Consider the following 20,739-nt stretch of genomic DNA (forward strand, 5'->3'; position numbering starts at 1 on the left):
TTTGTACGATCTACGGAATACGACTTTCTAAGCGACCGGTTAGAGCAACTTACTGGGCACCCTTGCCAAGCAATACCACCTCAATGGTTTGCAAGAGGATGATGAAGTCGAGCATGGTGCTGGCATTTTTGACGTAGTAGAGATCGTATTCAAGCTTTCGCTTGGCATCCTCTTCAGATGCACCATAGGGGTAGAGCATCTGCGCCCAACCGGTCAGACCGGGCTTGACCCAATGTCGTTGTGGATAGTAGGGAATGTCGTTCGACAGCTGCATGACGAACTCCGGCCGCTCCGGTCGTGGTCCTACCAGGCTCATATCCCCATTTAGTATGTTGTAGATCTGCGGTAACTCATCCAGCCGGGTCTTGCGCAGGAAACCACCCAGCTTGGTGATACGGGCGTCATTTTTGGTAGCCCACCTGGCAACACCATCCGCCTCGGCATCGGTGCGCATACTGCGGAATTTATAGACCTTGAACAGCTTACCGTTTTTGCCTACACGAACCTGACTGTAAAGAATCGGATCCCGGCCCCCGGATTCGATCAGACTGGCGATGGTAACCAGAACCATCAGTGGCGCGGCAAACAGAAAGATTATGATGCCTACTGACATATCAAAGGCTTTTTTAATCGTCCGGTTCAATGCCCGCTGCCGATAACCATCGGTATAGAGCATCCAGCTGGGATAGAGCAGATCGATATTGATGATCGAAAGCTCTTTTTCAAAGAAGGTCAGTAGATCGAGTATTCTGATCCCTTTGATTTTACACTCAAGCAACTCATGGTTAGGCAGTTTCTTGCGTCGATCATCCACAGCCACCACAATCTCATCCACCGCCAGGCGGTTGGATATCTCCAGCAGCGACTGATCCTTGACGATCTGCCGATCCTTATCGATCAGTTCAATTCTGTCACCGAGATTCACATAGGCCACCACCACGATACCCAGTGTATCTTTATCTCTCATCGACTCCTCAATGCGATCCGCATTGATTCCCACACCCAGGACCAGAACCCGGCGTTTCAGGATTTTATCGGAAGTCACACGAACGAAAATGGTTCGCGCCACCAGAATTCCGAGCAGTGACAGAGCCAAACCATAACTGAGTACCGATTGGCCATTACCAACGAATATGGGCGCAACAACTAGTAACAACAGCATCGCCACACCACCGACTAGAAAGGCCAGGATAATCCGTAGCAGGAAGCCCGATGAGGTTGCCATCGACCCCTTCTGGTAGAGGCCCAGGGCGGTCATTGCGGAGAACATCACCAGCGAGAAAATTACTGGTATGTTGCCCTCCAAACTGGAGATTGTTTGGTTGGCGATTTGATGGAATAGCAGAATGGCGCCATGCATCGAAGAGAAAAATATCAAGACCTCAGCAACGGCCAGCAGTACTACGGCCTTAGAGATATAGATTCCAAAAAGCTTGATCATGGCTTAGCTATTGCTATCTCTCGATGGTACTAACAGACGTCATCCAATTTACATCAGAAATTCAATCCGTCGAATTTTACAATATCCTTGAGTTGACAGACCAGGGCCTGTTAATCCGACAAGCATAACAATTTCTGTACAAGAATGCTGTTGTTGTGTGGAATTTTTACTAACGAGCGGTATCGTCCCGGTAGGCGTAGTAGTCCTCCTTCGAGTTGAGCACGAATACCACATTGGCTTCACCATCAATTTCAGGGACTGCCTGCAAGGTGATTGGAGCTTCCAGATCACAGTCTTCTGCTTCGACTGAGTTGTCTCCGTCCCAGATCAATATTGAGTAGATCGAACGATCCTCCACATTGTAGCTGGCTTCGGCATACACCTCTTCGCCAACCACGGAGAGGAGTATTTTGGCATGGTTGAAATCAGGACTGAGATTCCTGGTATTGAGGAGAGGTGTGAGAAACTGTCTCTCTCCACTGTCTGTATCATGCATTGCCCAGACCAGAATCGGGTTCTGTTTCAGATCATCCAGGGTATACTCTTCGAGCATGTAGGGACTACCAAACTCGGGCATAGAACCACTCCTCATTGTAATCAAAAGATAATAGCCGGGAATCACGCTGAGCGCTGCCAAACAGACAACCCGCACAGAGCGGGTTGTCTGTTACCGCGTAGGCCATATTCAGCCGTTCAGCCTCTCCTGAATGGCATTCACTACTGCCTCACTGGAGGTGGCGCTGACGGTCAACAGCATATTTTCATTGCTGTAGTAACCGACCAGCGGTGCGGTCTTTTCCTGATAGACGTCGAGACGGTTTGAGATCGCCTCTTCCGTCTCGTCATCGCGCTGTACGACTTTTCCACCACATTTGTCGCAGACACCCTCGACTTTTGTCGGCATGCTTTTGACATTGTAGATGGCGCCACAGGCTTCGCAGGTTCTGCGGGTGGTCAGGCGATCCAGGATCACCTCCCTGGGCACATCGATCTCCACGGCGAAATCGAGATCCACATCGATCTTTTTAAGCAGTTCACCCAAGGCCTCTGCCTGAGGAATGGTACGGGGAAAGCCATCCAGCAGAAAGCCATTCTCACAATCCGGTTCCTGCAGACGCTGCTCCATGATGCCCATGATCAGATCATCAGGTACCAAGTCACCCGCCTTCATGAAGGCCTCTGCCTGCTTGCCCAGTTCTGTACCGGCCTGGACCGCACCACGTAAGATGTCACCGGTAGAAATCTGAACTGAACCGTCCAGCTTGGTCAATTCCTTGGCAACTGTGCCCTTGCCCGCACCGGGCGCACCTAAAAGTATCAGCTTCATAATATGATCGCTCCTGAAAGTTGTTTTTCTAAAATCGTGTTTTTGTTGTTAAGGCCGGCACAAAAATACCCGATATGGGGATAGTAACGCTCGGCCCATGGTCAAAACCGGCGCTATTATACGTGACAAGAACCCGGCAGTCCTGCAGGATAGGCCGGTAACTCATGCAGAACTTGAGGTGCCAAGTTATTTTCAAGCAAAAAGAAAAACTTACAGTAGCTTTCTCAGCTTCACTCTTATTGCTTAACAGCTGCTCAAGCTCGCCCCCCAAAGATACCGCTGACGCCTGCCAGATCTTTGAGGAAAAGAGCGACTGGTACGAAGCCTCCCAATCGTCGTTTGAAAAATGGGGTGTACCCATTCATATACAACTGGCATTCATCCATCAGGAATCCAGGTTCAGGCATGATGCCAAACCGCCCAGGGAGAAGCTGTTCTGGTTTATTCCCTGGTTTCGTAAATCCTCCGCCTACGGTTATGCTCAGGTTAAAGACTCCACCTGGGACTGGTACCGGGAGAAGACGGGTAATCGCTGGGCAGACCGGGATGACTATGAGGATGCCGTAGATTTCATCGGCTGGTATGTGAAAATGACCCACAGCAAACTCGGTATCTCGAAATGGGACCCGTACCGGCAATACCTGGCCTACCATGAGGGGCACGGTGGTTACGCAAAAGACAGCTTCAAGAAAAAACCCTGGCTGACCAAGGTGGCGCGCCGGGTGGAGAGTAATGCAAAACGTTACCGCCAACAGATCGCCAGCTGCCGAAGCAGACTGGAAAGTGGCTCCGGATGGTGGCCCTTTTGAGTCACCGACAGCACTCCCCGATCCAATCACCAGCGCACTCAGGCCAACAACAAGTATGGTTAGCTGAAAAGGACATCGCTGTTGCTATACCACCACTTTTATTAGGTTAAATTTCAGCCCACACCGCCGATACTCTTTCTGATAGGCCAGCATGGTTGAAATCCTATGCCTTGGGTATAGAGTTGAGTGTAGAGATTGGCATCAATCAGGGCACTTATGTGATCATTAGTTTTTTCAATGCTATTGAAGTATTTATAAAAATTAATACTTTCTATTTAACCCATTCCATAGACCAATACTAGCCCCAACATTAAACTATGTAAGGTTTCTAAAGGGTTTCAGTTAGGTTTCACAGGCATGACATCGGGTATTGGAAATGGATATTGAGATCGCACTAAACGTCACGACCGCTATCCTCTTCATGGGCATTCTTGGCCTATTGCTCTCTTCCATGCTGGTATTTGCCAACAAAAAACTCTGGGTCTTTGAAGACCCCCGAATCGATGATCTCGAAGGCATGCTGCCCGCCACCAACTGTGGCGCCTGTGGCAGTGCCGGATGCCGTCCCTTCGCCGAGGCGCTGATCTCCGGCGAGGTTACCCCCGCTCAATGTACCGTCAGCAACGCTGAGGCAATCGAGGACATCGCCGACTACCTGGGCGTGGAGAGTGGCGACGTGGTGAAACGGGTAGCTCGTCTAGCGTGCGCCGGTGGCAATCATGTCGCCCGTATGCGCGCCCAATATAATGGTTTGGAGAGCTGCCGCGCGGCCGCAGTCGTTTCCGGCGGTCCGAAAAGCTGTACATGGGGCTGTATCGGTCTGTCCGATTGCGCGGAGGTGTGTGACTTCGATGCAATCACTATGGATCACAACGGACTGCCCATCGTGGACAACGCAAAATGCACCGCTTGCGGCGATTGTGTCGATATCTGCCCCAAGGATCTGTTCTCAATTCAGGATGCTGCTCATCGGTTGTGGGTGGCCTGTAAAAACCTGGAACATGGTGACAGCGCAGAGAATGATTGCGAAGTCGCCTGCACCGCCTGCGAAAGGTGCGTAAAGGACTCACCGGAAGGATTGATTAGTATTCAAGACAATTTGGCTGTAATCGACTATAACAAGATTAGTTTAGCCTCCCCTATTGCTACTGAGCGTTGCCCAACCGGGGCAATTGTTTGGCTTGATGAAACCCTGGGAGTCATCAAAGGACAACAAGCCAAGCGCATAGTACGTAAAGAAGCACTGCCTATCTGATGTGGGCGGTGAAAACCTTAAGCCTATGCTTTCTGTTTCCACTCTTTGAGATACGCATCGAGAGAGTGGTGGAAGGTAAATTGCAAACCTAGCAAAGAGAAGTTTCCATGTTCGGTAAGAAAGAAGAGAAGAGCTTCAAATACCCTGGCATCCGTATGGCAATGGATGGTAACGGGGCAGTCATCATGTGTGAGAGGGAAGCCTCTGATGCCGCTGGTGCATACCCCATCACTCCATCAACCCAGATGGGTGAATATTGGGCCGAAGAGACCGCCAAAGGGCATGTCAATGTTTCTGATCGGTCACTGATCTTTATCGAGCCGGAGTCGGAGCATGCGGCCGCTGCGGTTACTGCCGGCATGTCCATGACCGGCTTGCGCGCCACCAACTTCTCCTCTGCCCAGGGCATCGCATTCATGCATGAATCCCTTTATGCGGCCGTGGGTAAGCGCCTCCCCTATGTACTGAATATCGGCTGCCGGGCAATCACCAAAGCCTCGCTCAACGTACACTGCGGCCATGACGATTTTCACTGTATTGACGATACCGGCTTTTTCCAGGTATTCGCCAACAACGCCCAGGGTGCCGCCGATCTGAACCTGATCGGCCGCAAGATCGCTGAGCTGTCTCTGACTCCGGCGGCTGTTGCTCAGGACGGCTTTCTGACCACCCATCTTATCGAACCGCTGCAGGTGCCTGAACGGGAGCTGATTGCCGAATATCTGGGTCTTCCGGAGGATGAGATCGAATGCCCCACCCCGGCACAGAAGCTGCTGTTCGGTGAGACCCGTCGCCGGGTACCGGCCATCTGGGATGTGGACAACCCCATGCTCTCAGGCTCGGTACAGAACCAGGATGCCTATATGCAGACCACCGCTGCGCAAAGGCCCTACTTCTTCCAGCACATCCCGGAGATCGCGGATCAGGCGATGGAAGAGTATTACCAACTGACCGGTCGCCGTTACGAGCGCATCGGCTGCTATAACACAGAAAAGGCAGACTATCTGATCGTCGGCATGGGCTCGATGATCGTACAGGCCCATGGTTTGGCCGACTATCTGGAAAAGACCCGCAAACTGAAGATCGGCGTGGTCGATATCACCATGTTCCGCCCCTTTCCGGGTGACCTCCTGGGGCAGATTCTGAAGGGTAAAAAAGGCGTCTGTGTACTGGAACGTACCGACCAGCCCCTGGCTGAAGATCTGCCACTGATGCGGGAACTCCGCTCGGTGGTCTCGAAATGTATCGAAAACGGTCAGGCAAAAGCGGGCAAACTGGCACAGCCCTATGAAAAGTATGACAGCTACAGCAGTTTCGCCGACGCCCCTCACCTCTATTCCGGCGCCTACGGCCTGGGTTCCCGTGACCTGCAGCCTGAGGCCTTGATTGCCGCCATTGAGAATATGTTACCTGACGGCAGTCAGCGTAAGTTCTTCTACCTGGGGATCGATTTCGTACGCGATGCGGATACGCCCAAGCAGGAGATCCATATCCAGAAACTGCTTGAAGCCTATCCCAACATCGGTGATATGGCACTGCGCGGTTCCGAAAATCCGAACCTGATGCCGGAAGGCTCGATTACCGTAAGAATGCACTCGGTCGGTGGCTGGGGCGCCATCACCACCGGCAAGAACCTGGTCATGACCCTCTATGATCTGCTCGGTTACGAGATCAAAGCGAATCCGAAATATGGTTCCGAGAAGAAGGGTCAGCCCACCACCTACTACCTCTCTGCGGCACCGACACCGATTCCGCTGAACTGTGAGTATCACTATGTGGATGTGGTCTTGAGCCCGGATCCGAACGTATTCGGTCACTCCAACCCGCTGGCCGGTCTGAAACAGGGCGGCACCCTGATCATCCAGTCGTACCTGGGTTCAGCGGATGAGGTATGGGAATCCTTCCCCCGCTGGATGCAGCAGCAGGTCATCGACAACGAGATCCATGTCTTCTATGTGGATGGTTTCAAGATCGCCAAAGAGGAGGCCTCCGACGCTGAATTGCAACTGCGTATGCAGGGTAACGCGTTCCAGGGCGCCTTCTTTGCCGGCTCTCCGCTGATGGAGATGGCAGGGCTGGATGAGAAGAAACTTTTCAGCGCCATCGAGAGTCAGCTCGAAGCCAAGTTCGGCAGCAAGGGTCGCCGGGTGGTTGAAGACAATCTGCGGGTTGTACGTCGTGGTTTCGATGAGATCCATGAGATCACCAACAAGACCATTGGCAGCCGTGCCCAGCTGCCGGTGAAGAAAGAGATCGGCATGCCGGTGATGCTCAAGCAGCTGCCTGAAGCGGAAGGCGGCATCTCCGATATACACCGTTTCTGGGAACAGACCGGCAGCTTCTATGCCACCGGTAAGGGCAATGAGAATCTGGCCGACCCCTACCAGGCTCTGTCGCTGATGCCGGCCTCCACCGGTGTCTTCCGTGACATGACCCAGATCCGTTTCGACTACCCGAAATGGGTCGCAGAAAACTGCACCGCCTGTGGCGACTGCTACACCATCTGTCCCGACAGTGCGATCCCCGGCCTGGTCAACAAAGTCAGCGATGTTTTCGCCACTGCGATCAACCGCATCGAAACCGCTGGCCGTCCGACCCAATACCTGCGCAGAGAGAGCCGCAACGTGGAGAAACGTCTGCGTGAACTGCTCGAAGAGGCCGGTGAAGCCGCCAACGTGCGCAGCGTGCTGGATCAGGCCGTACTCGAGACCATAGGTGCCGCCGAGATTGAAGAGGATACGCGGGCTGCCCTGGAAGAGGAGTTCGGTCTGTTTCTGCAGGCATTGGGTGAGTTCGACTTCTCCGTGACCAAACCCTACTGGAACAATATGGAGAAGAAGAGCAAAAACAGTGGTGGCCTCTTCTCCATTACCGTCAACCCATACACCTGTAAGGGCTGCATGGAGTGTGTCACCATCTGTGAAGACGACGCATTGGTCGCCACCCATCAGGACGAAGCCGCGATTGCGCGCATGCGTGACGACTGGAATTTCTGGCTGGATCTGCCGACCAGTGATCCTTCCTTCAACCGCATCGACGACCTGGATGAGAAAGTGGGTGCGCTGCAGACCCTGCTGATGGACAAGGAGAACTACAACTCCCTCTCCTGTGGTGACGGCGCCTGCCTGGGTTGTGGTGAAAAGACCATCATCCATCTGTTCACCTCAACCGTCACTGCCCTGATGCAGCCGCGGGTCAAACAGCAGATCGAGAAGATCGACAAACTGATCGAACAGCTGGAACAACACATCCGACTGAAACTGGCCGAAGGTGTGGATCTGAGCAGCTCGAAAGCCATCTCGGAAGCGATGTCCGGCAGTGAAGAGAGTGATCTGACCCTCTCCGGACTGAGCGAGAATCTGGACAGCGACCACGAGAAGACGGTCATCGATCGTGAGTGGCTGCAGTCCACAACCCGGTTGCTGGATGAACTGAGAGATCTGAAATGGCGTTACACCGAAGGTGAGACCAACAACGGTCGAGCGGAGATGGGTATTGTCAACGCCACCGGTTGTACCTCTGTATGGGGCTCCACTTACCCCTTCAACCCCTATCCGTTCCCCTGGGCCAGCCACCTGTTCCAGGACAGCCCATCCGTCGCCATGGGCCTTTTCGAAGGCCACATGCGTAAGATGGCGAACGGCTTTGCCACCATCCGTAAAGCGGAACTGGAACTGGCGGGCAAGTACAATGCCGTCGAGCACGGCGCCTTCTTCCAGCAGTTCAACTGGAAGCAGTTCAACGAAGAGGAGTGGCTGCTCTGTCCACCGGTCGTATCGGTCGGTGGTGATGGCGCGATGTATGACATCGGTTTCCAAAACCTCTCCCGTGCCCTCGCCTCCGGCATGCCGGTGAAAGTCCTGGTACTCGATACCCAGGTCTACTCCAACACCGGTGGTCAGGCCTGTACCTCCGGCTACATCGGCCAGGTTGCGGATATGAGCCCCTACGGTAAGGCCTGGAAAGGTAAGGAAGAGATTCGTAAAGAGGTCTCCCTGATCGGCATCGCCCATCGGACAACCTACGTCCTGCAGGGCACCATCAGTAACACCACCCACCTGTTGGAAGGCTACATCGATGGCCTGAACAGCCGCCATCCGGCACTGTTCAACATCTATGCGGTCTGTCCTCCGGAGCATGGAGTTGGCGACGACATCGCTTTCAGACAGTCGAAAATGGCTGTGGAATCGAGAGCCTACCCGCTGATGAAATATGATCCGGATGCCGGTGAGACCATTGAGGATTGTATCGATCTGGATGGCAATCCTTCACTGGACGATGACTGGCCGACCTACACCATCGACTACCTGGACGACAAAGGTGAAGCGTGTAAATTGGAAGTTCCCATGACCTTCGCCGACTTTGCCGTCACCGAAGGGCGTTTCCGCAAGCAGTTCCGCACGGCGCCTCCAGAGACCTGGAACGATGACATGGTCGCCATGCATGAGTTCCTGGAGATGGATGAAGATGATCGGGAAGGCAAATTCCCTTACATCTGGGGTGTGGACAGCAAGAACCGTCTTATGCGTATCATCTGTGCACAGGAGATCGCCAAATCCTGTCAAGAGCGCCGACAGTTCTGGCGTCAGCTGAAGGGTGTCGCCGGTGAGATGAACAAAGTGGATGTGGATGCCCTGGTCGATCAGGCCAAGGTCGATATGGCCAACCGCCTCAGCTCCACTCTGCTGTCGATGGCCGCCAGCGGCAATGCAGACGCCCTGGCAGGTTCCATCTCAGCCAACGGCAGCAATGGGGCAGCTGCCCCGGCGGGAAGTAACGGTGCAGATTCTGCGGATTACGAACCGGTATGGATCGAAACCCCGGAATGCACCGCCTGTGACGAATGTATCGAGATCAATCCGAAAATTTTCGCCTACAACGACGAAAAGAAAGCGATTATCGTCGATCCCAAGGGGGGTAAGTTCAAGGATATCGTGAAGGCTGCCGAGAAGTGTACGGCTGCCTGCATCCATCCGGGATCACCCTGGAACACTACTGAAAAAGACCTGGAAAAGTTTGTCAAACGGGCCGCGAAATTTCAGTAAATTCAGGGCGACCATGGGGCTCTGCCGGCATGGTCGATAAGGCTAACAGTATGCGGAGCTTCGGCTCCGCCTGTTAAATCTCGATTCCGCAATTGATCGCTACTATTCGGCGCAAGGATACTGTTATGGCAAACCCGATAATGGATTTCCCACAACACCGTGTTCAATTGCGAACTCAAGGTTAAACGAGATCAGAGAGACTATGGGATTGTTCAACCTGCTGTTTGGGCAGAAAGGCTTTACACACGGTATCCATCCACCCTATCACAAGGATACGGCGGATAAACCGATCCGCCGTCTTCCCTTCCCCCCGCAATTGGTATTGCCGCTGGACCAGCATATTGGTAAACCGGCAATACCCCTGGTCGTCAAAGGTCAGGAGGTGGTTCGGGGTGAACCGATTGCCAAGGCAGACGGTAACTTTTCAGTCCCTCTGCATGCCCCGGCCACTGGACGAGTGGCCGGTATCGAATTGATGCCAACCCCCAAGGGCCCGAAGACCAGTGCCATCCTCATCGATGTCTATGAGGGCTCGACTCAGGAGGTGCTTTGGGAACAGCCGCGGGATATGAGCGAACTATCCCCGCAGGAGATCATCCAGGCGATCCAGGACAGCGGCATGGTCGGTCTTGGTGGCGCGGCCTTCCCGTCGCATATGAAGCTCGCCATTCCTGATGACAAGCAGGTCGATACGCTGATCGTCAATGGTTGCGAATGTGAACCCTACCTGACCTGTGACCACCGGATCATGCTGGAGCATCCCAAAGCCCTGCTGCGCGGGATTCGCTACGCGATGCGCGCCACCGGTACGGAAAAGGCGATCATCGGCATCGAAGACAACAAAATGGATGCGGTGGAGCTACTGAAGGGCCACCTCTCCAAAGGCAGCCCGGTTGAGGTCAAGGCGGTAGAGACCAAGTACCCTCAGGGCTCTGAAAAGATGCTGATCAAATCGGCCCTCGACCGGGAAGTACCCACCGGCGGTCTGCCTGCCGATGTCGGTGTGGTGGTCAACAACGTGGGGACCCTGGCCGGTCTAGGCGATCTACTGCCAAAAGGACGGGGGTTGATCGAACGGGTGATCACCGTCGCCGGACCTGGCATCGCCAAACCGGGCAACTACCTGGTGCCTCTGGGTACCCCGATCCGACATATTCTCGACCATGTGGGTTATGAGGGTGCCCGCACCGAGTTTATATTGGGCGGTCCGATGATGGGGCCAGCCGTCTCCGCATTGGATACCCCGATTACCAAGGGAACCTCCGGACTGCTGGTACTCAATGAACCCTCTATCGAGGAAGAGAGCCATAAAATCTGGCCCTGTATCCGTTGCGCCCGTTGCGTCAGTGCCTGCCCGATGCATCTCAATCCCTCGATGCTCGGACAACTGGCGGCGAAACGCAAATATGAGGAGATGGCTGAAGACTATCACCTGACCGACTGTTTCGAGTGTGGCTGCTGCTCCTATGTCTGCCCCTCGAATATTCCCCTGGTGCAGTATTTTCGGATCGCCAAAGCGATCAACCGGGAACAGGCTGCCTAACCCTAAGGCCTATGTTGTATAGCTGAAAAACAAACATGAGTAAAAAAACCACCATTGAACTGCGTACCTCTCCTCATGCCCATGCCGGGGAGGATGTGGTCGTTATCATGCGCAATGTGGTCTACGCCTTGCTGCCGATCTGTGCATTCACTGTCTGGCAATTCGGCATCAGCGCATTGGCACTGCTGGTGGTCGTCACCCTGACCTGTCTGTTGAGTGAACGCCTGTTCAATGCGCTGAGCGGCAAGTCCAGCTCCCTCGGTGACTGGTCCGCCACCATCACCGGACTGTTGCTGGCGATGACCCTGCCCCCAGGTTTTCCCCTCTGGATGGGAGCGGTAGCCGCCTTCGTCGGTGTGGCGTTGGGCAAGGCGATGTTTGGCGGTCTCGGCATGAACGCCATGAATCCCGCACTGATTGGGCGGGCGTTCGTACAAGCGGCCTTTCCGGTTGCCATCACCACCTGGACTCCGGCATTTTTTGACGGCCGCTTCAGCCAGTTCATCCCCACCACACTCACCCCCCCGTTTCTGCAGCCCCCTGGGATTACGGACTGGGTCTCGGAAGTCACCGTGGACGCCTTTTCCGGTGCCACACCGCTGGCACTGCAGAAATTCGAAGGGGTGGTCACCGATCATATGGATATGCTGCTGGGTACCACCGCCGGCTCCGCCGGTGAAACATCTGCACTGCTGATCCTGGCCGGTGGTCTCTATCTGGCGGCAAGACGGATGCTCGATTGGCGCATTCCGGTGTTGGTCCTGGTCGGTGCCGCTGTGACCGCCGGAATCTTCTACATGATCGATCCGGTCAAATATCCGGACCCGCTGTTCGTGGTGCTCTCCGGCGGCCTGATGCTCGGTGCCTGGTTCATGGCCAGTGACATGGTTGGTTCACCGGTTACCCCCCTCGGCGTCGTGATCTATGCCTTGATGATTGGCGTGATCACTGTGATCATCCGACTCTTCGGTGGCCTTACCGAGGGTGTGATGTATGCCATCCTGCTAGGTAATGCCGCCACACCGTTGATTGATCAGATCACTCAACCCAGGGTGTTCGGAGAGCAGAGGGCAGGCAAATGAGTACACCGGAAGCTCAAGCCATCCAACCGTCCACCCCGACGGGCCCGATGATCCGCACCCTGATGGGAATCGCCATGCTGTCGGGTTTTCTGGTGGTACTCACCTACCAGCTGACCAAACCGATCATCGCTGAAAACCAACGGCGCGCCATCGAGGCCGCGGTGTTTCAGGTGATCCCCGGTGCGGTTGCCCGGCGTGATTTCCTGGTCACAGAATCTGCGGTGACGGCCGTCACCCCGGACGGTCCCACTGAGGGCGTGCTGGTGTATGCGGGTTACGATCAGCAGGGCAACCTGAAAGGTGTTGCCGCCAAGGCTGGCGCTCAGGGCTATGCGGATATGATCCACCTGCTGTATGGCTACGATCCGGATTGCGAATGCATTCGTGGTATCAAAGTGCTGAAACTGGCTGAGACCCCAGGACTGGGGGACAAGATCATTACCGATGCCGACTTTGTCGCCAACTTTGATGCACTGGAGGCCAAGCTGAATGCGAGTGGGGGTAAACTGGCAAACGAGATTGTGACCGTCAAAGCGGGCACCAAACAGAACCCCTGGGAGATCGACGCCATATCCGGCGCCACCATCTCCTCACAGGCGGTCGGCAAGGCGCTGAATCGATCTACTCAGCAATTGCTGCCCCAGCTGATGCCGCACATTGATGTAGTACGCAATGCGCCACCACCGCCAAGTGAGCCTGAAACTCCTGACAGCGGGACGCAGTGAACAATGCCTGATTAAATGATCATGCGCAAAGTAAGACAGAGTCCAATTGATTGACAACAACTGATTTGAACTAACTGATAACCATGGCGAAAAAACAAGACAACACCATCACCTGGGATACCTTCAGTGAAGGTTTGTGGCGTGAGAATCCTGTGTTTGTCATGCTGCTGGGTATGTGCCCGGTACTGGCAGTGACCAACTCGGCAATCAATGCCCTGGCGATGGGTATTGCCACACTTTTCGTACTGCTCGCCTCAGGCACTTTGATCTCGCTGCTGCGCAACAGTATTCCCAAGCAGGTGCGCATCGCCACCTACATCGTCATCATCGCCACCTTCGTCACCATTGTCGACTATACCATCCAGGCGATCTCCCTGGATCTCTACAATGCACTGGGTGCTTTTATCCAGCTGATCGTAGCCAACTGCATGATACTGGGCCGGGCCGAGGCCTACTCTTCCAGGAATCCGCCATTGAAGTCGATCATCAACGCCACCGGCATGGGACTGGGATTTACCCTGGCCCTGCTCTGCCTCGGTGTGGTGCGCGAGATCCTGGGTGCCGGCAGCTTGTTCGGCATCGATCTGTTTGGCCCCAGATTCGAACCCTGGGTGGTGATGGTACTGCCCGCCGGCGGCTTTCTGGTACTGGGTGCCTGGCTGCTGCTGTTTGAGTGGCTGAAGCAGCGGAAATCCGAGACAGAACTGAACCCGGCGGCAGAATCATGAACATCAGGCTCTCTCAGATGAAATTCGTTCAGATCCGTGCAGGCCGATACGGCCTGTTCCCCTCTAACCTAATCAAGTGACCACTATGGCGACAGAAACTCTAAGCTTTATCTTTCTCAACGCTGTATTGGCCAACAACTTCGTACTCGCCCTGTTCCTTGGCCTGTGCCCGTTTCTCGGTGTCTCGGGTAAGATCAATACCGCCCTGCCGATGGGCCTGGCAACCCTGTTCGTGATGCTGGTCAGTTCAGTCTGCGCGTTTCTCATCAATGAGGTCCTGGTGGCCTTTGAGATCGAATTCCTGCGTCTGATCGCCTATATCGCCGTGATCGCCAGTGCTGTACAACTGGTGGAAATGGCCCTGAAAAAATTTACCCCTGCCCTGTTTCGCTCTCTGGGTATCTTTCTGCCGCTGATCACCACCAATTGTGCAATTCTCGGTCTGGCCCTGTTTCAGACATTCAAGGAGTACAGTTTCCTGCAATCCCTGGTCTACGCACTGGGTGCCGGATTGGGTTTTATCCTGGCGATCCTACTGATGGCAGGTCTGCGCGAGAAGCTGGAGTTATCCACCATGCCAAGCATTACCCAGGGTGCCGCCGTGAGTCTGATGCTGGGTGGTCTGCTTTCACTTTCGTTCATGGGCTTTGCCGGACTCGGAGGTTGATTCGATGCTCGACTTTCTCATCGCCATGACTGTGATACCGATTCTGTTTTTGGGCTGGTTGATCGTCCAGTCCATCACCCGACGCTTTTCTAAACTGCATCCTGAGTTTGGTCCTCATAAGGAAGAGGGCACAGGCTGCGGTAAAAGCTGTCTGTGCAGCGGAAACAGCTGCCAACGTCAAGGAGACCACCTCAGAGGTTAAAACAATGACTGATCCATCCAATCAATCCACAAGCCGAGGGCAAGCGGTGAATGAACAAATAATCTGGTTTGAAAACCTGAAAATGCACGATGTCGATCAGGTCGGCGGTAAGAACGCATCGCTGGGCGAGATGATCAGCGGTCTTGCCGATGCCGGCGTCTCCGTTCCCGGTGGCTTTGCCACCACAGCCCACGCCTATCGTGAGTTTCTGCGACACAACCGCCTTGCGGAGCGAATCGACCCGCTGTTGCAGCAACTCGATGTGAGCGATGTCACGGCATTGGCGGAAGCGGGCAAGACAGTGCGCGAATGGGTGGTTGAAGCCGAGTTCCCGGAAGAGCTGGAGAACGCGGTCACTGCCGCTTACAAGAAGCTGGTCGGCGATGCCGCGGAAGTACCCTCTGTGGCGGTACGCTCCTCAGCGACGGCGGAAGACCTGCCCGATGCCTCCTTTGCCGGACAGCAGGAGACCTTTCTCAACGTAGAGGGGCTGGATGACGTTCTGATCGCGATCAAAGAGGTGTTCGCCTCTCTGTATAACGACCGGGCGATCTCCTATCGTGTTCACCAGGGATTCGCCCATGAGGATGTGGCACTCTCTGCGGGCATCCAACGGATGGTGCGCTCCGATGTCGGTTCAGCCGGGGTAATGTTCACCCTCGACACCGAATCCGGTTTCAAGGATGCAGTATTCATCACCAGCTCCTACGGCCTGGGTGAGACTGTGGTGCAGGGTGCTGTCAATCCCGATGAATTCTATGTGCACAAAGGCAATGTGGAAGCCGGCAGACCCGCTATACTGCGCCGTAACCTGGGCAGCAAGGCGATCAAGATGGTCTACGGCCAGGAAGGCGAGGAGCGGGTCAAGACGGTCGATGTGGCGCCACAGGATCAAACCAATTTCTCACTCACCAGTGAGCAGATTGAGAGCCTGGCCCAAATGGCGATCACCATTGAGAAACACTACCAGCGTCCGATGGACATCGAATGGGGTCTGGACGGTACCGACGGCCAGCTCTACATCCTGCAGGCGCGCCCAGAAACTGTTGAGAGCCGGGTCGACACCGCCTCTGTTGAGCGATTCAAGTTGGAACAGAGTGGCGGCAAAGTGCTGGCTCAGGGTCGCGCCATTGGACAGCGTATCGGCAGCGGCGTCGCCAAGGTGATTGCCGACGCCAGTGAGATGGCCAAAGTGGAGGCCGGCGATGTGTTGGTCACCGACATGACCGATCCTGACTGGGAACCGGTGATGAAGAAGGCTTCGGCGATTGTCACCAATCGGGGCGGCCGTACCTGCCACGCGGCGATCATCGCCCGCGAACTGGGTATCCCCGCCGTGGTCGGCTGTCATGATGCGACTGAAAAACTCCAGGAAGGCCAGGAGGTGACGGTCTCCTGTGCGGAAGGGGATGACGGTTTCATCTATGAGGGCCTGCTGAAGTACTCGGTCACCCAGGGTGATGTCACCAGTCTGCCGGAAGCACCGGCCAAGATCATGATGAATGTGGCCAATCCGAGCCGCGCCTTCGCCTTCAGCCGAATCCCGAATGGGGGTATCGGCCTGGCTCGACTGGAGTTCATCATCAACACCACCATCGGTGTTCATCCACGCGCGCTGATGGAGTTCGACAAGCTGCCTGAGGATATCAAGGCGGCCGCGCAGAGCCAGATGAACGGCTACGACGATCCGGTGGAGTTCTATGTGGAAAAGCTGGTGGAAGGTATCTCCACCCTGGCGGCCGCATTCGAGGGCAAGCCGGTCATCGTACGCATGTCCGACTTCAAGTCGAATGAGTACGCCAACCTGATCGGCGGCAAGCTCTATGAACCCTCCGAAGAGAATCCGATGATCGGTTTTCGTGGCGCATCACGCTATATCTCTGAAAGCTTCAGACCCTGCTTTGAGCTGGAGTGCCGCGCCCTGAAACGGGTTCGGGAAGAGATGGGCTTCAGCAATGTCGAGATCATGATTCCCTTCGTCCGCACCCTGGATGAGGCTGCCGGCGTCATCAGCCTGCTGGAACAGAATGAACTGAAACGGGGTGAAAACGACCTGCGTGTGATCATGATGTGCGAACTGCCCTCCAATGCCGTGCTGGCGGAAGAGTTCCTTGAGTACTTTGACGGCTTCTCCATCGGCTCCAACGACATGACTCAGTTGACCCTGGGACTGGACCGGGATTCCGGGCTGGTTGCCAATAGCTTCGATGAGCGAAATCCAGCTGTCAAACGGATGCTCAGCATGGCCATACAGGCCTGTAACAAGGCGGGTAAGTATGTCGGTATCTGCGGCCAGGGGCCGTCCGATTATCCCGATCTTGCCGAATGGCTGGTAGAACAGAAGATCACCAGTGTATCCCTGAACCCTGACACGGTTGTCGATACCTGGAGGCTGTTGACCGGCTTGAGTGACTGAAGTGTCGCGGGGAGACCACCGGTCTCCCCGCTGCCCTTGTGACACAATCTTGAGTCAACTGAAATCCCGATGAAACGTACCGTCTATTTCCTGGCTGACCATACCGGCATCACTGTCGAAGCGATGGGACGCTCCCTGCTGAGCCAATTCGACGGCTTTGAATATGAGACTGTGCATTGGCCGTTCATAGACGGTCTGGAAAAGGCCCGCCGGGTGGCTGAGCGGATCAATCAGACAACCATGGAGTCGGGACAGAAGCCGATCGTCTTCACCACCCTGGTGGATCCCTCGATCCGGGACTACTTCAAAACCCTGGATGTGCCGGTCATGGATTTCTTCGAAACTTTCACGACCCGCCTGGAACAGGAGCTGGGTCTTCCCTCCTCCCATGCCCTGGGGCAATTCCATACCACCAAGAACGGTCGCGCCTATGACCAGCGTATCCACGCGGTCAATTTCGCCCTCAACAATGACGATGGTGCAATTACCAAGAACTATGAGACAGCTGATCTGATTCTGATCGGTGTCTCCCGCAGCGGCAAAACCCCTACCTGCCTCTTTCTTGGCCTGCAGCATAGTGTCCTGGCTGCCAACTACCCACTCACCGATGACGATCTGCACAGCGATCTATTGCCGAAGATCCTCAACGGCTACAAGGATAAGCTGTATGGTCTGACCATCGATCCACATCAATTGCAACGTATCCGCCAGGAGAGACGCCCGGACCGGCGCTACTCCTCTCTTGAACAGTGTAAAATGGAGGTCAAACTGGCTGAGGGCCTGTTCAAGCACTATAACATCCCCTATCTCGAGACCACCTCCATGTCGATCGAGGAGATCTCGGCGAGACTGATTCAACACATCAAACGGGTCGCCTGAGCGATTAAACCGGTGCCTCTGTCGGGCCTTATCGATAATATCGACAGAGTCTACGACAGCGTGCGGAAATAGGGTTATAATCTCGCTCCCGGATTGCTCTGAAATCCTCATATAAAACCAATATAAACACCCCCATTCCATTGACTATATTGGATTATCGTTTTGATAAATTGGCTGGTTCGACTATTTCGTAAAGCACCTGTTCCGATCTCCATCAAGTGGACGATCTATATCGGTACCCTGATCACCATGGTCATGGGCATTCTCGGCTGGTTTCTGATCACCCAGCAGACCAGCTTTCATATGCGCGAAGTCCGGGGATTTGGAGAGGTACTGGTTGAGCAGCTGGCCCACTCGGCCAGTGAACCCCTGCTGGCGGATGACCAGTTCAACCTGCAAGGTCTGGTCAGTCGTCAGACACAGAACGACAATGTGGTGGGTGCGGCCATCGTACCTTCGGAGAAACCCTGGGTGATCTCGGGCAATGTACCCCATCAGCTGCCAACCACCGAGGAGCTCACCCCGATGATCTGGTCCTGGCGGGATGAGGATAACAGACGGTATCCGGCGATTACCTTCTTCAGCCCGATCCATTTCCGGGATGTCATCGCCGGTCACGCTGTGATCACCCTGGATCGGGCCTTTCTCGACCGCAACCAGAAACGCACCATTCGTATCATCAGTTTCGCCACCATCGGTCTGATCCTGATCGCCGCGATTCTCTCCTATGTGCTGAGCAAGCGACTCAGCCGACCGATCACCCTGCTGGCCCAGGCCGGCCATCAACCGGAAACGGGGATGCTGATCTCCCAGGGAGATGAGGACCGAAAGGATGAGATCGGACAGGTCTACGCCCATTTTGAGCGCATGTCGGCCGGGATGCTGGAAAAACGCCAGGTTGAGGATGCCCTCTCCCGCTATGTCTCACCGGTTGTCGCGGACAAGATCCTCTCCAATCTCTCACAGCCACGACTCGCCAACCAGGAGATGGAAGGCAGTGTACTGTTCTGCGACATCGTGGGTTTCACCCAGCTGTCGGAAGATCTGCCAGCGGATGAGGTCGCCTCGCTGCTCAATCTCTATCTCGGTGCGATTGCCGATGCGGCCCATCGTTGTCGCGGGGTGGTCGATAAATTCATCGGTGACAGTGCTATGATCCTATTTGGCGTCCCCGAAGCCGACAACGAGCATGGTCAGCAGGCGGTTCGTTGCGCCTGGCTGATCCAGGCCATGGTCCGACATATCAACAAACAACGCCGGCAAGAGGGAAAAGAGCCGATTATGCTACGCATCGGAATCAACAGTGGTGTCATGCTGGCCGGCAATATCGGCATTCCCGACCGGTTGGAGTACACCGTGGTCGGAGACAGTGTGAATCTGGCCTCCAGGCTCTGTGGCGCTGCTCCGGCTGATGGCATAATGATGAGTGAGACCACGGCAGAGTTTCCAGGAGTCAACGAGATGGTAGAGTTGCACCGACAGCCAGAATTGAAAATCAGAGGCAAAAAAAATCGGGTTTCTCCCTCCATCGCGGGAACACCGTCGCGAGAATTTGGTCAATGGTTGATGCGCACCATGGCCTATATCCTGAACAAACACCCTGGATGAAGTCTTCTCGGACACTAATTACACTCTGTATCTGTCAGTTACTGCTGAGCGGATGTCAATTGCTGCAATCCAGAGAGACACCCGCGCCTGTCAAAGATGATTCCCTTGAATATAGCCGACAGCTGGTCGCCAAAGGACGCTACAGCGAGGCCATCCAGCTACTCAATCAGGCCAGTGTGGGGCAACACAAGAATCAAACCTACTTCCAGGAACTGAAAAATCTGCGCGGACAACAGAAAATCGTCGAGGAGGAGCTGAACGACCAACTGCTGATCAGTAACACCTCGGCGCTTAAAAACCAGCTGCCGATCCTGGTGAAACTGACCAAATCCAGCAACAACCCCCAATACCTGCAACTGCTGGAACAGACCCAATCACAGCTACAGAGCATGCGTCTTGCCCTGTCAGACTGCGGCTGGCGTCACTACAAACGGAACAACGCACTGGCCAAGGATTGCCTCAGTATCGCGCTCTCATTGAAGCTGGACGAGTCCGATCAGAACCTGATGGATCACCTGCTGACAGAGCAGATCAAAAGCAAGAATGCACTGGAGAAAAAAGAGAAATCCGCCCGCCAGAAACGCTGGAAGGATAAGCTGAACAAGCGTTTGTCGGAGGCCAACCGACTACTGGAGAGTGGTCAGCTGCGGGATGCCAAACACGCCCTGCAGAAAATCCTCAAAGATGTGCCAAAAAACAGCCAAGCCAGAGAGATGCTGGCAAAGGTCAACCGGCAACTGCAACGCTATATCGACAACCTGCTGAGCGCCGGGGACCGGCTCTATCGGGATGGTGAAATCGAAAGCGCCAAAGCGACCTGGCGAGCGGCACTCGCCCTCGACCCCCAGGACCAGCGGGCACGGGAGAAGATTCAACGTGCCCAACGGGTATTGAACAATCTGGAAAACCTGCGCAAAACCAACTGACCCTCAAAACCTCACAATAGCAGTGGGCGACCGCCCCCCAATCCGCTATAATCGCGCGGTTTGACGATCCTGACGCCTCTTTCTTT

The 20,739-nt window shown here is 54.8% G+C and carries 16 protein-coding genes; 13 read left to right on the forward strand and 3 right to left on the reverse strand.

The genetic code is table 11. From position 1 onward, the window contains the following. Positions 1-49: 49 nt before the first annotated feature. From AC4IE8_RS20840 to AC4IE8_RS20850, 3 genes are all read right to left on the reverse strand, one after another. Positions 50-1,441: a TIGR03013 family XrtA/PEP-CTERM system glycosyltransferase gene (locus AC4IE8_RS20840; RefSeq protein WP_490791943.1), complete on the reverse strand. Its 1,392-nt coding sequence runs from the start codon at positions 1,439-1,441 to the stop codon at positions 50-52. A gap of 169 nt (positions 1,442-1,610) precedes the next feature. Continuing rightward, positions 1,611-2,018 (reverse strand): hypothetical protein, encoded by a 408-nt coding sequence (locus tag AC4IE8_RS20845; RefSeq protein ID WP_490791944.1) that lies wholly within the window; start codon positions 2,016-2,018, stop codon positions 1,611-1,613. 108 nt (positions 2,019-2,126) lie between these two features. After that, positions 2,127-2,768 carry an adenylate kinase gene (locus AC4IE8_RS20850; RefSeq protein WP_068992346.1) on the reverse strand — a complete coding sequence of 214 codons (642 nt, stop codon included), beginning with the start codon at positions 2,766-2,768 and terminating at the stop codon, positions 2,127-2,129. Positions 2,769-3,007: 239 nt separating this feature from the next. Between AC4IE8_RS20850 and AC4IE8_RS20855 the strand changes: the two genes are divergently transcribed. The 13 genes from AC4IE8_RS20855 to AC4IE8_RS20915 all read left to right on the forward strand — a co-directional run bounded on the left by AC4IE8_RS20855 (position 3,008) and on the right by AC4IE8_RS20915 (position 20,653). Continuing rightward, entirely contained in the window at positions 3,008-3,577 is a 570-nt protein-coding gene (locus AC4IE8_RS20855) for a transglycosylase SLT domain-containing protein (protein WP_490791945.1), read from the forward strand. 376 nt (positions 3,578-3,953) lie between these two features. Beyond that, positions 3,954-4,832 carry an RnfABCDGE type electron transport complex subunit B gene (locus AC4IE8_RS20860; RefSeq protein ID WP_490791946.1) on the forward strand — a complete coding sequence of 293 codons (879 nt, stop codon included), beginning with the start codon at positions 3,954-3,956 and terminating at the stop codon, positions 4,830-4,832. A gap of 107 nt (positions 4,833-4,939) precedes the next feature. Next, a complete protein-coding gene (locus AC4IE8_RS20865) occupies positions 4,940-9,877 on the forward strand; it encodes a 2-oxoacid:acceptor oxidoreductase family protein (RefSeq protein WP_490791947.1) in 4,938 nt (1,645 codons plus the stop codon). 202 nt (positions 9,878-10,079) lie between these two features. Continuing rightward, a complete protein-coding gene (gene rsxC, locus AC4IE8_RS20870; RefSeq protein ID WP_068992356.1) occupies positions 10,080-11,420 on the forward strand; it encodes an electron transport complex subunit RsxC in 1,341 nt (446 codons plus the stop codon). A gap of 35 nt (positions 11,421-11,455) precedes the next feature. Beyond that, the gene (locus AC4IE8_RS20875; RefSeq protein ID WP_068992359.1) at positions 11,456-12,502 is read left to right on the forward strand and encodes an RnfABCDGE type electron transport complex subunit D; all 1,047 of its coding nucleotides are present in this window, start codon (positions 11,456-11,458) and stop codon (positions 12,500-12,502) included. Continuing rightward, positions 12,499-13,227, forward strand: coding sequence for an RnfABCDGE type electron transport complex subunit G (locus AC4IE8_RS20880; protein ID WP_068992362.1), 729 nt, complete (start codon positions 12,499-12,501; stop codon positions 13,225-13,227). Before AC4IE8_RS20875 ends, AC4IE8_RS20880 begins: the two co-directional genes overlap by 4 nt. Before the next feature lie 83 nt (positions 13,228-13,310). Next, entirely contained in the window at positions 13,311-13,955 is a 645-nt protein-coding gene (gene rsxE, locus AC4IE8_RS20885; RefSeq protein WP_068992365.1) for an electron transport complex subunit RsxE, read from the forward strand. Between the two features lie 85 nt (positions 13,956-14,040). Beyond that, positions 14,041-14,622 (forward strand): electron transport complex protein RnfA, encoded by a 582-nt coding sequence (locus tag AC4IE8_RS20890; protein ID WP_068992368.1) that lies wholly within the window; start codon positions 14,041-14,043, stop codon positions 14,620-14,622. Between the two features lie 4 nt (positions 14,623-14,626). Then, a complete protein-coding gene (locus AC4IE8_RS20895; RefSeq protein ID WP_068992371.1) occupies positions 14,627-14,824 on the forward strand; it encodes a chemotaxis protein in 198 nt (65 codons plus the stop codon). A gap of 46 nt (positions 14,825-14,870) precedes the next feature. Then, positions 14,871-17,240 carry a phosphoenolpyruvate synthase gene (gene ppsA, locus AC4IE8_RS20900; RefSeq protein WP_490791948.1) on the forward strand — a complete coding sequence of 790 codons (2,370 nt, stop codon included), beginning with the start codon at positions 14,871-14,873 and terminating at the stop codon, positions 17,238-17,240. A gap of 69 nt (positions 17,241-17,309) precedes the next feature. After that, the gene (gene ppsR / locus AC4IE8_RS20905; protein WP_068992374.1) at positions 17,310-18,119 is read left to right on the forward strand and encodes a posphoenolpyruvate synthetase regulatory kinase/phosphorylase PpsR; all 810 of its coding nucleotides are present in this window, start codon (positions 17,310-17,312) and stop codon (positions 18,117-18,119) included. A 162-nt stretch (positions 18,120-18,281) separates the two neighbouring features. Next, the gene (locus AC4IE8_RS20910) at positions 18,282-19,727 is read left to right on the forward strand and encodes an adenylate/guanylate cyclase domain-containing protein (protein ID WP_490791949.1); all 1,446 of its coding nucleotides are present in this window, start codon (positions 18,282-18,284) and stop codon (positions 19,725-19,727) included. A gap of 59 nt (positions 19,728-19,786) precedes the next feature. Continuing rightward, positions 19,787-20,653 carry a tetratricopeptide repeat protein gene (locus AC4IE8_RS20915; protein ID WP_490791950.1) on the forward strand — a complete coding sequence of 289 codons (867 nt, stop codon included), beginning with the start codon at positions 19,787-19,789 and terminating at the stop codon, positions 20,651-20,653. Positions 20,654-20,739 lie beyond the last annotated feature (86 nt).

This window comes from Candidatus Thiodiazotropha sp. AKAK2 (assembly GCF_058244685.1).